Source organism: Streptomyces sp. NPDC055239 (genome assembly GCF_053606205.1).
Map to the genome: position 1 here is coordinate 1,017,431 of NZ_JBSGRD010000002.1, position 15,720 is coordinate 1,033,150.

General features: G+C 71.3%; 14 protein-coding genes. 3 read left to right on the forward strand and 11 right to left on the reverse strand.

The features are described 5' to 3' along the window. Positions 1–18 precede the first annotated feature (18 nt). From sucB to ACWFRJ_RS10740, 4 genes are all read right to left on the reverse strand, one after another. Positions 19–1,797: a 2-oxoglutarate dehydrogenase, E2 component, dihydrolipoamide succinyltransferase gene (sucB, locus tag ACWFRJ_RS10725; RefSeq protein ID WP_453526929.1), complete on the reverse strand. Its 1,779-nt coding sequence runs from the start codon at positions 1,795–1,797 to the stop codon at positions 19–21. A gap of 98 nt (positions 1,798–1,895) precedes the next feature. After that, complete coding sequence (gene lpdA, locus ACWFRJ_RS10730) at positions 1,896–3,284, reverse strand: dihydrolipoyl dehydrogenase (protein ID WP_389909745.1); 1,389 nt, start codon at positions 3,282–3,284, stop codon at positions 1,896–1,898. Positions 3,285–3,643: 359 nt separating this feature from the next. Next, on the reverse strand, positions 3,644–5,185 hold the full coding sequence (locus tag ACWFRJ_RS10735) for a leucyl aminopeptidase (RefSeq protein WP_453526932.1): 1,542 nt from the start codon (positions 5,183–5,185) through the stop codon (positions 3,644–3,646). A gap of 175 nt (positions 5,186–5,360) precedes the next feature. After that, positions 5,361–6,143: an adenosylcobinamide-GDP ribazoletransferase gene (locus ACWFRJ_RS10740; protein ID WP_453526935.1), complete on the reverse strand. Its 783-nt coding sequence runs from the start codon at positions 6,141–6,143 to the stop codon at positions 5,361–5,363. A gap of 92 nt (positions 6,144–6,235) precedes the next feature. Here ACWFRJ_RS10740 and ACWFRJ_RS10745 point away from each other — a divergent pair, with 92 nt between their 5' ends. After that, positions 6,236–6,994, forward strand: a complete 759-nt coding sequence (locus tag ACWFRJ_RS10745; RefSeq protein WP_453526938.1) for a hypothetical protein — start codon at positions 6,236–6,238, stop codon at positions 6,992–6,994. Here the strand turns inward: ACWFRJ_RS10745 and ACWFRJ_RS10750 are convergent. From ACWFRJ_RS10750 to cobT, 3 genes are all read right to left on the reverse strand, one after another. Next, complete coding sequence (locus ACWFRJ_RS10750; protein ID WP_453526941.1) at positions 6,940–7,647, reverse strand: hypothetical protein; 708 nt, start codon at positions 7,645–7,647, stop codon at positions 6,940–6,942. The two genes, ACWFRJ_RS10745 and ACWFRJ_RS10750, sit on opposite strands and share 55 nt — an antisense overlap. Then, entirely contained in the window at positions 7,644–9,395 is a 1,752-nt protein-coding gene (locus ACWFRJ_RS10755; protein ID WP_453526944.1) for a phosphatidylglycerol lysyltransferase domain-containing protein, read from the reverse strand. Before ACWFRJ_RS10755 ends, ACWFRJ_RS10750 begins: the two co-directional genes overlap by 4 nt. A gap of 67 nt (positions 9,396–9,462) precedes the next feature. Further along, positions 9,463–10,575 (reverse strand): nicotinate-nucleotide--dimethylbenzimidazole phosphoribosyltransferase, encoded by a 1,113-nt coding sequence (gene cobT, locus ACWFRJ_RS10760; protein ID WP_453526947.1) that lies wholly within the window; start codon positions 10,573–10,575, stop codon positions 9,463–9,465. Between the two features lie 152 nt (positions 10,576–10,727). Between cobT and ACWFRJ_RS10765 the strand changes: the two genes are divergently transcribed. Continuing rightward, a complete protein-coding gene (locus ACWFRJ_RS10765) occupies positions 10,728–11,465 on the forward strand; it encodes a class I SAM-dependent methyltransferase (RefSeq protein WP_453526950.1) in 738 nt (245 codons plus the stop codon). A 17-nt stretch (positions 11,466–11,482) separates the two neighbouring features. On the opposite strand, the gene ACWFRJ_RS10770 is transcribed toward ACWFRJ_RS10765, so the two are convergent. Then, on the reverse strand, positions 11,483–12,682 hold the full coding sequence (locus ACWFRJ_RS10770; RefSeq protein WP_453526953.1) for a bifunctional adenosylcobinamide kinase/adenosylcobinamide-phosphate guanylyltransferase: 1,200 nt from the start codon (positions 12,680–12,682) through the stop codon (positions 11,483–11,485). A gap of 90 nt (positions 12,683–12,772) precedes the next feature. Here ACWFRJ_RS10770 and ACWFRJ_RS10775 point away from each other — a divergent pair, with 90 nt between their 5' ends. Continuing rightward, positions 12,773–12,994: a hypothetical protein gene (locus tag ACWFRJ_RS10775; RefSeq protein ID WP_453526956.1), complete on the forward strand. Its 222-nt coding sequence runs from the start codon at positions 12,773–12,775 to the stop codon at positions 12,992–12,994. 71 nt (positions 12,995–13,065) lie between these two features. On the opposite strand, the gene ACWFRJ_RS10780 is transcribed toward ACWFRJ_RS10775, so the two are convergent. The 3 genes from ACWFRJ_RS10780 to ACWFRJ_RS10790 all read right to left on the reverse strand — a co-directional run bounded on the left by ACWFRJ_RS10780 (position 13,066) and on the right by ACWFRJ_RS10790 (position 15,668). Beyond that, positions 13,066–14,115, reverse strand: coding sequence for a S1C family serine protease (locus tag ACWFRJ_RS10780; RefSeq protein ID WP_453526959.1), 1,050 nt, complete (start codon positions 14,113–14,115; stop codon positions 13,066–13,068). Positions 14,116–14,211: 96 nt separating this feature from the next. Beyond that, positions 14,212–14,919 (reverse strand): class I SAM-dependent methyltransferase, encoded by a 708-nt coding sequence (locus ACWFRJ_RS10785; RefSeq protein WP_453526962.1) that lies wholly within the window; start codon positions 14,917–14,919, stop codon positions 14,212–14,214. 74 nt (positions 14,920–14,993) lie between these two features. Next, positions 14,994–15,668 carry a DUF3043 domain-containing protein gene (locus tag ACWFRJ_RS10790; protein ID WP_453527234.1) on the reverse strand — a complete coding sequence of 225 codons (675 nt, stop codon included), beginning with the start codon at positions 15,666–15,668 and terminating at the stop codon, positions 14,994–14,996. Between the last annotated feature and the right edge of the window lie 52 nt (positions 15,669–15,720).

A 15,720-nucleotide genomic window follows, 5' to 3' on the forward strand; every position in this document is an offset into this window, starting at 1 on the left:
CCGAAGAACTACAGGGAGCTACAGGCCGAGCTCGACCTCGAACTCGCCCGCCTCCAGGATCGCCTTGACCGTGGTCAGGTAGCGGGCGGCGTCCGCGCCGTCCACCAGACGGTGGTCGTAGGAGAGCGAGAGGTACGTCATGTCCCGCACCGCGATGGTCTCGCCGAGGTCGGGGTGGTTGATGACGACCGGACGCTTGACCGTGGCACCGATGCCGAGGATGGCGGCCTGGTTCGGCGGCACGATGACCGTGTCGAACAGGGCACCGCGCGAACCGGTGTTGGAGACCGTGAAGGTGGCGCCGGACATGTCGTCCGGGGTGAGGCCACCGCCACGGGCCTTGCCGGCCAGCTCGGCGGTCTTCTTGGAGATACCGGCGATGTTCAGGTCGCCCGCACCCTTGATGACCGGCGTCATCAGACCCTTCTCGGCGTCAACGGCGATGCCGATGTTCTCCGAGTCGAAGTACGTGATGGTGCCTTCGTCGTCGTTGATCCGGGCGTTGACGACCGGGTGGGCCTTCAGCGCCTGGGCGGCGGCCTTGACGAAGAACGGCATCGGGGAGAGCTTGACGCCCTCACGAGCCGCGAACGAGTCCTTCGCCTTGGCGCGCAGCTTCATCAGCTTCGTGATGTCGACCTCGAGGACCGAGGTCAGCTGGGCCTGCGAGTGCAGCGCCTTCATCATGTTGTCGCCGATGACCTTGCGCATGCGGGTCATCTTGACCGTCTGACCGCGGAGGGGAGAGACCTCCAGGGTCGGGGCCTTCGACGCGGCCGGAGCGGCGGCGGCCGGAGCCGGAGCCGCGGCCTTCTTGGCCTCGGCGGCGGCGATGACGTCCTGCTTGCGGATGCGGCCACCGACGCCGGTGCCCTTGACGTCCGACAGGCTCACGCTGTGCTCGTTGGCCAGCTTGCGGACCAGCGGCGTGACGTACGCGCCGTCGTCGGCCGGGGAGGCCTGCGCGGGCGCGGCGGGGGCGGCGGGCGCCGACGGAGCCGGAGCGGCGGGAGCGGGCGCGGCGGGCGCGGCCGGAGCAGCGGGCTGAGCCGGAGCCGGAGCGGCAGCGGCGGGCGCGGCCGGGGCTGCGGGGGCGGTCGGAGCAGCCGGAGCGGCGGGGGCGGCCGGAGCCGCGGCCGGAGCGGCGGGGGCAGCCGGAGCGGCAGCGGCCGGAGCGGCACCGGGAGCGCCGACGACGGCGAGCCTGGCGCCGACCTCAGCGGTCTCGTCCTCGCCCACGACGATCTCGAGCAGCACGCCCGCGACCGGCGAGGGGATCTCGGTGTCGACCTTGTCCGTGGAGACCTCGAGCAGGGGCTCGTCCTCCGCGACCTCCTCGCCGACCTCCTTCAGCCAACGGGTGACGGTGCCCTCGGTGACCGACTCGCCCAGTGCGGGCAGCGTGACGTCGGTACCGGAGGCGCCACCGGCCGGGGCTGCCTCGGCGGCAGGGGCCTCGGCGGCGGGAGCCGGAGCCGCGGGAGCCTCGGCGGCGGGGGCCGGGGCCTCCTCCTGCACGGGCTCGGCGGCCGGGGCGGACTCGGCTGCGGGGGCGCCGCTGCCGTCGTCGATGACGGCCAGCTCGGCGCCGACCTCGACGGTCTCGTCCTCGGCGACCTTGATGGAGGCCAGGATGCCGGCGGCAGGAGAGGGGATCTCGGTGTCGACCTTGTCGGTCGAGACCTCGAGCAACGGCTCGTCGGCCTCGACGCGCTCGCCCTCGGCCTTCAGCCAACGGGTGACAGTGCCCTCGGTGACGCTCTCGCCGAGCGCCGGAAGGGATACGGAAACCGCCATGGTTTCAGTGCTCCTTACGAAAATGGGGTCTCCCCTGCTCGAGCGAAGCCGAGAGCTTGGGGAAGGAAGTCTGGTCGTCGCGCCCGATGACTGAAGGGTCAGTCGTGGGAGTGGAGAGGCTTGCCTGCGAGGGCCAGGTGAGCCTCGCCCATCGCCTCGTTCTGCGTCGGGTGGGCGTGGATGAGCTGAGCGACCTCGGCCGGCAGCGCTTCCCAGTTGTAGATCAGCTGGGCTTCGCCGACCTGCTCGCCCATGCGGTCGCCGACCATGTGGACGCCGACCACGGCACCGTCCTTGACCTGGACGAGCTTGATCTCGCCCGCGGTCTTGAGGATTTTGCTCTTGCCGTTGCCCGCCAGGCTGTACTTAAGGGCGACGACCTTGTCCGCGCCGTAGATCTCCTTGGCCTTGGCCTCGGTGATGCCCACGGATGCGACCTCGGGGTGGCAGTACGTCACCTTCGGCACGCCGTCGTAGTCGATCGGGACGGTCTTGAGACCGGCCAGGCGCTCCGCCACCAGGATGCCCTCGGCGAAGCCGACGTGCGCGAGCTGGAGGGTCGGCACCAGGTCGCCCACGGCCGAGATGGTCGGGACGTTGGTCTGCATGTACTCGTCGGCGAGGACGTAGCCGCGGTCCATGGCGACGCCCTGCTCCTCGTAGCCGAGGCCCGAGGAGACCGGGCCGCGGCCGATGGCGACGAGCAGCACCTCGGCGTCGAAGGTCTTGCCGTCGGCGAGCGTCACGCGGACGCCGTCCTGCGTGTACTCGGCCTTCTCGAAGAAGGTGCCCAGGTTGAACTTGATGCCGCGCTTGCGGAACGCGCGCTCAAGAAGCTTCGAGGAGTTCTCGTCCTCGACCGGCACGAGGTGCTTGAGGCCCTCGACGACGGTCACCTCGGACCCGAAGGACTTCCACGCCGATGCGAACTCGACGCCGATGACGCCGCCGCCCAGGATGATCGCGGACTTCGGCACGCGGTCCAGGGTCAGGGCGTGGTCCGAGGAGATGATGCGGTTGCCGTCGATCTCCAGGCCCGGCAGCGACTTCGGCACGGAGCCGGTCGCGAGAAGCACGTGGCGGCCCTGGACGCGCTGGCCGTTCACGTCCACGGAGGTCGGGGACGAGAGCTTGCCCTCGCCCTCGATGTACGTCACCTTGCGCGAGGCGATGAGTCCCTGCAGGCCCTTGTAGAGGCCGGAGATCACGTCGTCCTTGTACTTGTGGACGGCCGCCATGTCGATGCCCTCGAAGGTGGCCTTCACGCCGAACTGGTCGGCTTCGCGTGCCTGGTCGGCGATCTCGCCGGCGTGCAGCAGTGCCTTCGTGGGGATGCAGCCGTTGTGCAGGCAGGTGCCGCCGACCTTGCCCTTCTCGATCAGGGCGACGTCCAGGCCCAACTGCGACGCGCGCAGTGCCGCGGCGTAACCGCCGCTACCGCCGCCGAGGATCACTAGGTCGAAAACGGTGCTGGCGTCGTTCGCCACGTCACGTCCTCCATGCATGTGCGCCGTACGCCGGACCGCTCTTCCCGGGGGTCGACCGGTCGGTCGGCTGGTATTCGGCCGCTCTTGTTTCGGCCCTGTGGTGGGGGCCCTGTCCTGCCGAGAACCCATCTTCGCACTTGTCGGCGAGAGGTGGGACGGCGGGCCGGGCTGTGAGACGTCTGATTCGCCACGTCCGGGCGTTGCTCAGGCTTTACTCAGGCAGATGAACGTACGGATTTCGTTGAGGGCGAAATCGGTCAGGGCCCGGACGTCTGGGTGTCCGGGCCCTGACCCGCGTACGACAGGTCAGCTGGTCGGCCGTGGCCTGGTCAGCCGATGCCTGGTAGGCCGAGACCTGGTCAGCCGAGGTCGCCCGCGGCCGTGCGCTCCGCGAGGCGGACCAGGGTGCGGACCGCGGTGCCGGTGCCGCCCTTGGGCGTGTAGCCGAACGGGCCGCCCTCGTTGAAGGCCGGGCCCGCGATGTCCAGGTGCGCCCAGGTGATGCCCTCGCCGACGAACTCCTTCAGGAAGAGACCGGCCACCAGACCGCCGCCCATGCGCTCGCCCATGTTGGCGATATCGGCGGTGGGGGAGTCCATGCCCTTCTTGAGGTGCTCGGGCAGCGGCATCGGCCAGGAGGGCTCGCCCGCCTCCTCGGAGACGTCGTGGATCGCGGCGCGGAACGCGTCGTCGTTGGCCATGATCCCGAAGGTGCGGTTGCCGAGCGCCATCATCATCGCGCCGGTCAGCGTGGCCACGTCGATGATCGCGTCGGGCTTGTCCTCGGAGGCCTTGGCGATCGCGTCGGCCAGGACCAGACGGCCCTCGGCGTCCGTGTTGAGCACCTCGACGGTCTTGCCGCTGTACATGCGCAGGACGTCGCCCGGACGGGTCGCCGAGCCCGACGGCATGTTCTCGGCCAGCGCGAGCCAGCCGGTGACGTTGACGTCGAGGCCGAGGCGCGCGGCGGAGACGACGGCGGCGAAGACGGCCGCGGCACCGGCCATGTCGCACTTCATCGTCTCGTTGTGGCCCGCGGGCTTCAGCGAGATGCCGCCCGAGTCGTACGTGATGCCCTTGCCGATGAAGGCGAGGTGCTTCTTCGCCTTGGACGAGGTGTACGAGAGCTTGACCAGGCGCGGCGGGGCGTCCGAGCCGACGCCGACGCCGAGGATGCCGCCGAAGCCGCCCTTGGCGAGCGCCTTCTCGTCCAGGACCTGGACCTTGATGCCGTGCTCCTTGGCGGCCGCGGAGGCGACCGCGGCGAAGGCCTCGGGGTTCAGGTCGTTCGGCGGGGTGTTGATGAGGTCGCGGGCGCGGTTGAGCTCCTCGGACACGGCGATGGCGCGCTCGACGGCGGCCTTGTACGCCTTGTCGCGGGGCTTGCCGCCGAGCAGGGCGATCTCGGCGAGCGGACCCTTGGCGTCCTTGCCGCTCTTGCCGTCCTTGCCCTTGGCGGAACCATTCTCCTTGTACGCGTCGAAGGAGTACGCGCCGAGCAGCGCGCCCTCGGCGATCGCGCCGATGTCGTCGGCGTCCTCGGCGGGCAGCGCGAACGCGGCCTTCTTCGAACCGGACAGGGCGCGCGCCGCGGTACCGGCGGCGCGGCGCAGGGCGTCGGTGGCGTACGTCTCGTCCTTCTCCGGCACCGGGCCGAGACCGACCGCGACGACGACCGGCGCCTTGAAGCCGGAAGGCGCGGGGAGCTTGGTCACCTCGCCCTCGCCGCCCGTGGCGCCGAGGGTCTCCAGGACGGACGCGAGCTTGCCGTCGTACGCCTTTTCCACGGCTTCGGCGCCGGGCGCGACAACCGGGCCCTTGGCGCCCTTGGCGACGCCGACGACGATCGCGTCGGCTCGCAGGCCGGACGCGGCGGCGGTGCTGAGAGTCAGAGCAGTCACGGTGGTGAATTCTCGCTTCCGTTGAGTTCTTTGGCCGATGGGTGGGTCGACCCGGCCCGACGCCAGCCTAGAACGGGCCGGAAAAGGGCCGAACATGAGCCTACGCGCGTCGTGCCCATTCGATTGTGTTGGCGGAGATTCATCCGTTCGTGGCTCCGCTTTTGTGTTTCAACAGTCAGCCGAGCGCCAGGACCACCAGCGCCGCCGTGGCTGCGGTCTCGGCGAGCGCGCCGAAGACGTCGCCGGTGATGCCTCCGAAGCGGCGGACGCAGTGCCTCAGGAGGAGTTCGGCGGCGCAGACCGCCAGGACGACGGCAGCCGCGTACCGCACGATCTCGTACGTTCCCAGGGGCGCGGCGGCGATCGCGGCCACCGCGGTGACGAGCGCCCCCGCGAGCAGGGCGGAGCCCTGGGGAACGGTCCCGGCCACCGCTGCCCCCAGTCCCTCCGGGCGGGCCGCGGGGATGCCCTTGCGGGCGGCAAGGGTGAGGGCGAGGCGGGCGGCGCTCGCCGAGACGACCGCGGCGAGCGCACCCCGGGCCCATGAGGCTTCGTACAGCTGGAAGAGGACGGCCACTTGGGCGAGCAGGGTGAAGAGCAGCGTGATGACGCCGAAGGGGCCGACGTCGGACTGTTTCATGATGCTCAGGGCCTGGTCGGCGGGTTTGGCGCTGCCGAGGCCGTCGGCGGTGTCGGCGAGGCCGTCCAGGTGGAGGCCGCGGGTGAGGATGGCGGGGACGGCGGTGCTCGCGACCGCGGCGAGCAGCGGTCCCGAGCCGAGCGCCATGAGCAGGCCGCCGAGCCCCGCCGCGCACAGGCCGACCACCAGGCCGGCGAGGGGAGCGCAGAGCATCCCGGCGCGGGCCGCGTCGCGGTCCCACTTGGTGACGTGGACCGGGAGCGCGGTGAGGGTGCCGAAGGCGAAGCGGAGTCCGTCGGCGGGGGAGGTTCGGGGCACCGCGGAAGATTACCCGGGGTCGGCGGGGCCGAAGCGCTCACCCGTCGCCCGCAGCGAATGCGGCAAGCGGGACCCCGGCCCAGGATGGCCCCATGGCCGACTGGTGGTACCGGAACATCACGGAGCCGGGAAAGCTGCCGCTCCTCCTGGCCCTGCTCTCCTTCGTGGGGTCCTTCCTCGTCACCCGGACCATCACGCGCCTCATCCGTGCGGGGAAGGGCCCTTTCCGGAACATCAGTTCGGGGGACGTGCACATCCACCACGTCGTACCGGGCATCTTCCTCATGCTCGTCGGCGGATTCTGGGCGGTCGCGGCAGGCAGGCACAGCCTCGCCGCGATGTTCGCGGCGGTCTTCTTCGGCGTGGGCGCCGGTCTCGTACTCGACGAGTTCGCGCTGATCCTCTACCTCGACGACGTCTACTGGAGCGAGCGGGGCCGCAAGAGCGTCGAGGTCGTGATGCTGACCGCGGCCCTGGTGGTGCTCGTGCTCACCGGCTTCACCCCGCTCGGGGTGGACGACCTGACGCCCGAGGAGCGGAACAACCGCGCGGGCCTCGCCCTGAACATCGCCGTCAACTGCTGCTTCGCCCTGATCGCCCTGGTCAAGGGCAAGTTGCGGACGGCCCTGATCGGCGTGGTGATCCCGCTGGTCGCGATGGTGGGCGCGATCCGCCTCGCCCGCCCCGGATCGGCGTGGGCCAGGCGCTTCTACCGCAACCGGCCCCGCGCCCGCGCCCGCTCTGGCCTGCGCGCTTTCCGCCACGACCGCCGCTGGGCGGGCCCGCGCCGCAAGGTTCAGGACTGGATCGGCGGCAAACCGGACCCGGAACTCGCGCGCCCGCGCCGCTGACGCACCACCGAGCAGGCGCACAGCACGAGGACAGCGGCGATCGCCGCCAGATGTTCCCTCCCCGCGAGATTGTTCTTGACGAACACCTCGACGACCATCAGGGCGGTCACGAACGCCGCCGTGAACCATGCCCGGTAGCGCCAGCACACGTAGACCGCGAGCCCGACCACCGCGGCGGAAGGACCGGCGTCGACGACCTGCGCGTCGGACGCGGGGAGCCCCAGCGGGCTGTCAGGACCCCACGCGATGCCCACGCGCGCGTAGAGCGTGCCCGCCAGGGTGGCCACGTAGGCGATGACGAGCGTGCGCCACCAGCCGACGCAGATCTCCGCGATGCCGAACACCAGCAGGATCTGCGCGAGCGCGCCCCAGACGGGCAGGTCGAGCGCGGGCACGAAGAGCGAGAGCGGAGTGCGGAGCAGGGCGAGCCAGAGCGGCTCCTCGGCCCGTACGGAGCCGATGTTCTGCACGAACTGGTAGCCCCAGGACTGGTTCTGGACGAACTGGAGGAGAGCGGTGAGGCAGACGGCGGCCAGCGTCATGGGCGCCGCCCGCCACCGCCGCTCGGCGATGCCGCCGCGCACAGCGGCGTACAGCGGCCCCCACTCGCGCCGGGCCAGCCGGGTGAGGCGGGCCGGGACCGGGGTGCTCATCGTCGGGACTCCAGGTGCTTGCGGTGCAGCCACTTCGGCAGGCCCGGCGCTTCGAGGAAGCCCTCCGCGCGGGCCGACGCGATGCCGATGCGCGGTAGGTCGCCGCTCTTCTCGAAGAGAAGGAAGCGCGGCTCCCAGATCGGGCGGTACTTCGCGTTGGCGCGGTACAGCGACTCGATCTGCCACCACCGGGAGAAGAAGGTGAGCAGTGAGCGCCACAGCCGCAGGACCGGGCCCGCGCCGAGCCGCGAGCCACGTTCGAAGACCGACCTGAACATCGCGAAGTTCAGCGAGACCTGAGTGATCTTGATCTCGGCGGCACGCTGGAGCAGCTCGATGACCATGAACTCCATCAGGCCGTTCTCGGAGTCGCGGTCGCGCCGCATCAGGTCGAGCGAGAGCCCGTGCGGCCCCCAGGGGACGAAGGAGAGCACCGCTCTCAACACGCCGTCCCCGTCGGTGCATTCGAGCATCACGCACCGCCCGTCGCCCGGGTCGCCGAGCCTGCCGAGGGCCATGGAGAAGCCGCGCTCGGTGGCCCCGTCACGCCAATCGTCGGCCCGCTCGAGCAGGTACGCCATCTCGTCGGCCGGAATGTCCTCGTGGCGGCGGATCCGCACTTCGTACCCCGCCCGCTGGACCCGGTTGTAGGCCTGGCGGACCGTCCGCATGGCCCGCCCCTGGAGCGTGAACTCACTGGTCTCGACAATGGCTTCGTCGCCCAGTTCGAGCGCGTCGAGGCCGTGCCGGGCGTAGATGGTGCCCGCCTCCTCGCTCGCGCCCATCACGGCGGGGAGCCAGCCGTGCTCGCGGGCGTCGGCGAGCCAGGGTTCGATGGCGCCGGGCCAGGCCTCCGGATCCCCGATGGGGTCACCGGAGGCCAGCGAGACGCCCCCGATCACCCGGTAGGCGACCGCCGCCTTGCCGCTCGGCGACCACACGACGCTCTTCTCGCGGCGCAGCGCGAAGTAGCCGAGCGAGTCGCGCTCGCCGTACTTGTCGAGCAGCTCGTGCAGCTTGTGCTCGTCGTCCTCGGTGAGCGGGTCGACGGCCCTGCGCGAGCGGAACGCGGCGTACAGGACGGCCAGGAGGAGGAGCGTGCTGAGCACGTTGATGGTGACGTTGACCCAGCCGGGCGTGGTGATGCCCTCGAACCGCGTGTCGTCGGCGGCCAGCGAGACAAGGCGCATCGTGCCGTAGCGCCAGCGGTCGAGGAACGTCGAACGGTATTCGTCGTGCGCGCGGTTGGTGAGGGCCACCAGGAGCGCGGCGATCAGCGAGGTCACCAGGAGACCGCCGACCGCGACGGCCGCGGCGAGCTTGGGGTTGGAGCGGTCGCCCTTGGCGTAGAACTCCCGCCGCCCGACGATCAGTGAGGCCACGAAGGCGGCGGTCAGGGCGAGGGAGATCCAGTTCTGCGCGTACCGGCGGATCTCCGGGAAGACCATCGCGAACGCGAAGAGGAGCAGAAAGAGTCCGCTGAGTACGAGGTTGAGGATCCAGGCGGCGCGTTTGCGGCGGCGCATCGTGATCGCCAGGAACATGGTGAACGCACCGGAGGCGAAGCCCGCGGTGAGCATGTACGGCGTGAAGTAGTTCTCGGTGTTGTGCCGCCGCAGATCCTGCCCCAGGGAGACCCAGACCGCGCTCAGAAAGTTGATGAAGGTGACGGCGCGTAGGTACCAGACACTGAAGGCCGCGGCGAGACGCTGACGGCGCCCGGCAGCAGCAGTTTGCTCATCTCCCATGAAAAGGGATCATATGGGCCATGTCGGTCCATACCGGGCCAGCCTTGGCTGCGTGCGACCGCGCCGCCTACTCCGCTTCGGCGTCACCTTCGGGCTCCGGCTCGGCGCCAGCCTCGTGCTCCGCCTCCGCCTCGGCCTTCCGCTCGGGCAGTTCGGCGGAGAGTGCCGCGGCGGCCCGCACCAGTGGCAGCGCGAGGAGTGCCCCCACGCCCTCGCCCACCTGCACGCCCTGCTCGAGCACGGGGTCGAGCGCCATCCGGTCGAGGGCCTTGGCCTGCGCGGGCTCCCCGCTGCTGTGCCCCGCCAGCCACCAGTCCGGTGCCCGGAAGGCGACCCGCTGGGCCACGAGCGCCGCCGCCGAGGCGACGACGCCGTCCAGGATGACCGGCGTACGCCGCACGGCGCTCTGCAGAAGGAAGCCGGTCATGGCGGCGATGTCCGCACCGCCCACCGTCGCGAGCAGCTCCAGCTGATCGCCGAGTACGGGTCGCGCGCGCCGCAGCGAGTCCCGGACCGCCGCGCACTTGCGCATCCACGCCAGGTCGTCGATCGGCGCGCCGCCGCGCCCGGTCACCACGGACGCGTCGGTCCCGCACAGCGCGGCGACAAGCGTCGCCGCGGGCGTCGTGCCGCCGACGCTCACGTCGCCGAGCACGACCAGGTCGGTCCCGGAGTCGGCCTCCTCGTCCGCGACGGCCATCCCGGCCCGCACCGCGGCCTCGGCCTCCTCGGCGGTCAGCGCGTCCTCGATGTCGGTCCGCCCCGAGCCGCGCCGCACCCGATGCCCCGTCACCTGCGCGGGAAGCTCGGCCGGATCGCAGTCCAGGGCCACGTCGACGACCCGGACGGGCACGTCGAGGCGGCGCGCGAGAACGGCGACGGGGCTCGCCCCGGAGAGCACGGCACGCACGAGCTCGGCGGCGCTGCCCGCGGTCCTGGCGGACACATCGAGCTCCGCGACCCCGTGGTCGCCCGCGAAGAGGATCACGCGTGGCCGCTCGATCGGCTTGACCGGCACCGAGGACTGGGCCGCGGAGAGCCACTCGCCAAGGTCGTCCAGACGGCCGAGCGCCCCGGGTGGCACGCTCTGCCGCTCCCTGCGCTCCTCGGCGTCGCGGCGGATCCCGCCGTCGGGCCGCTCGATCAGGTCGGTGAAGTCGTCGAGATTCAGCGAGCTCATTCGCCGAACAGTACCGGCAGGGCCCGGGCCCGGGTCGGACGGCCCGGCAGCAGGCATCCGGGCCACCTCCACGGTGTCGTTGCGCCGGTGCCGATGTCCCTTTACGTACCGTGATGATCCTTTACGTACGATGTGAGGAGACCGTCACGTCCATGGACGCCGCCCAGGCCGCCGCCGCCCAGGCCGAGAAGATCCTCACCGTCCCGCGGGCCGCCCGCCGTCACCGGGCGCGGGCCAGGGCGATGGGCCGGTTCATCGAGGCCGAGAGCTGGCTGGACATCGAGACCGGGCACGGGCACTTCCCCGCCGTCGCGCGGGAGGTGCACCCGTACACCGCCTTCGACGGCCTCGACCTGACCGAGCGCGTGGAGGAGGGCCGCAGGGCAGGCCGCGTGGAGGAGGCCCACCGCGGGCTGCTCGCCGATCTGGCGCCGAAGCTCGCGGGGCGCTACGACGCGCTGAGCATGTTCCACTACCTGGAGCGCAGCGCCGACCCGCGCATCGAACTCATCGCCGCCCGCACGGTGTTGCGGCCCGGCGGCCATCTGATGATCGAGGTCCCCGTACCCGAGAGCCGGTACGCCAGACTCCTCGACAAGGGATGGCTGCGGACCGAGCCCCACCACCGCATCCCGCTCTCCACCCTCCGCCGAGAGTTGGAGAGCCTCGGCTACACCGTCGTGGCCACCGACCGGCGTGAGCCGCACATCCCGTTCGACCTGAGCGCGGGCCTGGCCCTCGCGCTCGGCCGCGTCCGTGCCGTGGCCCGCGTCGCGGCCCCGCTCCTTGCCGCCGCGGCCCTGGCCGACCGGCTCCTCGCCCCCCTGATCAGCCGCACCCGGTTCTCCAACGCCTTCCGGGTCATCGCCCGCAGGAACCCCGACGCCTGAGGCCAGAGGAGGCCGGGTCAGTCCCGCAGGGTGAGCGCCTGGCCCGCCACGACCATCAGCACGTGCTCGCACTCCGCCGCGAACGCCACGTTGAGGCGGCCCAGTTCATCGCGGTAGCGGCGGCCCGACGCGGTCGCGGGCACGATCCCGGAACCGACCTCGTTCGACACGGCGACGACCGTGCGCCGAGTCGCGCGCACCGCGTCCGTGAGCTCGGTGACGCGCTTGCGCAGCGCCCGCTCGCCACCGCCCGCCCATTCGGCGTCGTCCCACGCGTTCACCTCGTCCATGGCGTACGTCAGCCACAGCGACAGGCAGTCGATGAGCAGGGGAGGGCCGCTCTCGGCGAGCAGCGGCACGAGGTCACAGGTCTCGGTGGTGCCCCACGACCCGGGCCGCCGTTCACGGTGGGCGCTCACCCGGTCCGCCCACTCCGAGTCGCCGTTCCTGGTCCCGCCCGTGGCCACGTAGAGCACCTCGGGGAAGGCTTCGAGGCGCCGCTCGGCCTCCACCGACTTACCCGATCTGGCGCCGCCGAGGACGAGGGTGCGGCGCGGCACGTCCGGTACGTCCTCGTAGGCGCCGACCGTCAGGGTCGTACCGTCCGGCACGGCCCGCGCACCGGCGGCCGCCAGCCTGCGGGTCAGCTCCGCGCCCGGCGGCACCTCATGGCCCAGATGGACGGCGATGATGTCCGTGGTCGGCCCGATCGCACCGGCCGCCCGCAGCCGTGCGAGTCCGTCGGGGCGCCCGATGACATCGGCGACGACCATCTCGTAGCCGGGATGCTCGTCCGGCAACCCGGCGGGCGCACCGCCGGGCGGCAGATACAGCAGCCGCTCCCCGTCGGTGCCCACCACCTCGTACCCCGTGCCCGGATGGTCCATCGCCACCGCCCGCACCCGGTGCCCGGTGAGCAGCGCGAGCTCCCGCCCGTCGGGCACCCGGCCCGGCTGCGGAAGCCCTGCCGGTACCTCCACCGAGGGGCCGTCGTGCGGATGGGAGAGCAGAACCTGGCGTACGCCGCCGAGCGAGTGCCCCGAACGGGCGGCAGCGAAGGCGGCGCCAGGAGTGAGGTCGAGCAGCAGGACGCCGTCCACCAGGAGCGCGGTCGCGGCGCGCGCGCCGACGCCGAGCGCGGTCGCGCAGGCGGCGCAGGGGCAGCCGGGGCGGGGCAGGCCTTCGGGAGAGCCGGTGCCGAGCAGAGTCAGTTCCACGAGAAGATCCTCCCGCGTCACCGCGAGCGCCGCTCGCCCGGCTACGCTTCAAGCGGCTTCACACAGCTGTCGGACCATCGGGAGGCTGGCATGGCGGCATGGACGTGGCGGTTCGAGAAGGCGGACGGGACGGAGGTCCAGCCCGCTCTGACGCCCGAAGAGTTCACGACTCAAGGGGACGCGGAGTCCTGGGTCGGCGAGTACTGGAAAGAGCTCGCCGAGGGCGGCGCCGACCAGGTGTCGCTCTTCGAGGACACGAACAAGATCTACGGGCCGATGAGCCTGCACGCGGAGGACGCGGCGCAGGGGTGAGTGACGCCTGAGCGAGAGGGGGTGGCCGCAGTTGCGGCCACCCCCTCACGTCGTGCTCGTGATGCCTAGGTCTACATCTCACCCAGCGTGAGGTCGGCGGTCTTGTCGGCGCCGTCCCGGGTGTACGTCACCTTCGCCTTGTCGCCCGGCTTCTCCCCGGCGAGCGTCTCGGAGAGCGAGGTGATGGTGGTGATCTCCGTGTCCCCCAGCTTGGTGATGATGTCGCCGGCCTCGATGCCCGCCTCGGCCGCGCCGCCGTCCTTCTGCGCCTCGACGACGGCGACACCCGCGGGCTTGTAGTCGTCACCGAGGACCGTGCGCCCCGTGATGCCGAGGGCGGCCCGGCCCGAGTCGGTGACCTTGCCGTCCTTGATGATCTGATCGGCGACCGTCTTCACCATCGAGGAGGGGATCGCGAACCCGATGCCGGGCGCCGCGCTGCCGCCCATGTCCGGGTCGGTGGCGGCGAGCGTCGGAATGCCGATGACCTCGCTGTCGAGGTTGACCAGGGCGCCGCCGCTGTTGCCCGGGTTGATCGCGGCGGACGTCTGCACCATGTTCGCGATGGTGGCGCCGGGGGAGCCCTCCGAGCGGCCCTCGCTCACGGTCCTGCCGGTGGCGGAGACGATGCCCTGCGTGACACTGGACGACAGGCCGAGCGGCGAACCCATGGCGAGCATGATCTGCCCCACCCCGGCCTTCGTGGAGTCCCCGAACTTCGCGGCCTTGAGCCCGCTCGGGGGGTTGTCGATCTTGATCACGGCGAGATCCTGCTCGGGGTAGGAGCTGACCAGCTTCGCGCTGAGCTCCTGCTCCCCGGTGGCCGTCGTGACCTTGAAGGTCCGCTCCTTGCCCACGACGTGGGCGTTGGTGACGACATGGCCCTTGTCGTCGTAGACGACGCCGGAGCCGAGGCTGTCGGAGGCGTCGATCTGGACGACCGACGGCAGGACGTTCTTGATCACCTGCTGGTAGTCGCCCTGCAGATCGTTCGCCGCCATGGGGGCGGCCTGCGTGGTGGACTCACCGGAGTTCCCGGAGCCGGAGCTCGAGCAACCACTCATGAGAAGCCCGGCGACGAGAGCGGCGGCGGAGGCGTTACGGGTACGCGAGACGTTCATGCCCCGAGTGTCGCGTTCGCCCCCCTACGTCGCCCTGAGATGCGGGGCAATCGGGTGGGTGGGTGGGAGAACACCCGCCGCGAAGCGGCGGTTCAGTCAGTCCCGCACGCCGCAGACATGCAGCAACGCGGCCACCCGCCGATAGGGATCGGTCCGCCCGGCCCGCTCCTCGGCGGCAAGCAGCGCCGCCAACTCCGCGTCCTTGGGCGGAACCGCGTCGTCCGCCGCGCCGTCGGTGAAGACCCGCACGCCGTACCAGGCATGCAGCGGCGCGGCGATCCCCGCGAGCGACGCGGTCACCGCGTCGAGCCGGTCCGCCCGCGCCTCGATACCGAGCCGATTGCGGTACACCGTGGAGTCGAAGGCGCCCATCGCCCCCGCCCAGTCCCCGGCGAGCCCCGGCCGCATGGCAAGGGCGTCCGCGTTCCGCACGAGGAGGGAGAGCAGCCCGCCGGGTGCCAGCATCCGGGCGAGGCCGGCGAGCAGCGCGTCAGGCTCCTCGACGTACATCAGCACGCCGTGGCAGAGCACGACGTCGAAGCTGCCCGGCAGGAAATGCACCCCGGTGTCGCGCCCGTCGCCCTCGACGATGCGCACGCGCCCCTGGATGCCCTCGGGCTCGGCACCGAGCGCGGCACGCGCCGCTGCCACCATCGACGAGTCCTGCTCGACGCCGGTCACCTTGTGCCCGGCACGGGCGAGCCGCAGGGCCTGCGTGCCCTGGCCCATGCCCACATCGAGCACGCGCAGCCGCTGCCCCACGGGGAAGCGCCCGGCTATCTGCTCGTCGAGCTGCCGGGTCACCAGCTCCTGGCGTACGGCGTTGCGAAGGCCGCCCAGTATCTCCAGCCACGCGGCGGCCCCGCCGGCGAAACCGCTCAGGGCCGCTCTCCGCGCTTGACCTGCGGCTTCGGCAGACGCAGTCGGCGCATCTGGAGCGTACGCATCAGGGCGTAGGCGACGGCGCCGTTCTTGCGCTCGCTCGGGAAGCGCTCGTTCAGGCGCTTCTTCAGGCGGACCGCCGTCGTCACCGAGTCCACGATGATCAGGACGATCACGAAGAGCCAGAGCAGCAGGGCGATGTTCTGCAGCTGCGGGATCCGGACCATGCTCAGTACGAGGATGATCACGGCGAGCGGCAGGAAGAACTCGGCGATGCAGAACCGCGAGTCGACGAAGTCGCGGGCGAACTTGCGCACCGGACCCTTGTCGCGGGCCGGCAGATAGCGCTCGTCACCGCTGGCGAGCGCCTGACGCTGCTTGTCCATCTGGACGCGGCGTTCACTGCGCTGCCGCTTCGCCGCCTCCTTGCGCGTCACAGGCGTGTTGGCCACGCTGCGGCGCTGGGTCTGGGCCTCACTGCGCTTGGGCGTGGGGCGGCCCTTGGGGGCCTCGGGGTCACGGGGCTGCTGGGAGTCGGTCACCGGGGCCTTGCTCGCCGGGGCCTTCTCGTCCTTGGATCGGCTACGGAACACAAAACCCAAGGGTACGGGGTGCGAACGTGTGGACCCCCGCCCGATGGGGAACGATCCGGCAACACCGAGCGTCTTGATTGTGTGTCTAAAGGGACGTTCCGTGTGGTTTACAAGCGGTTTTCCGGCGGTT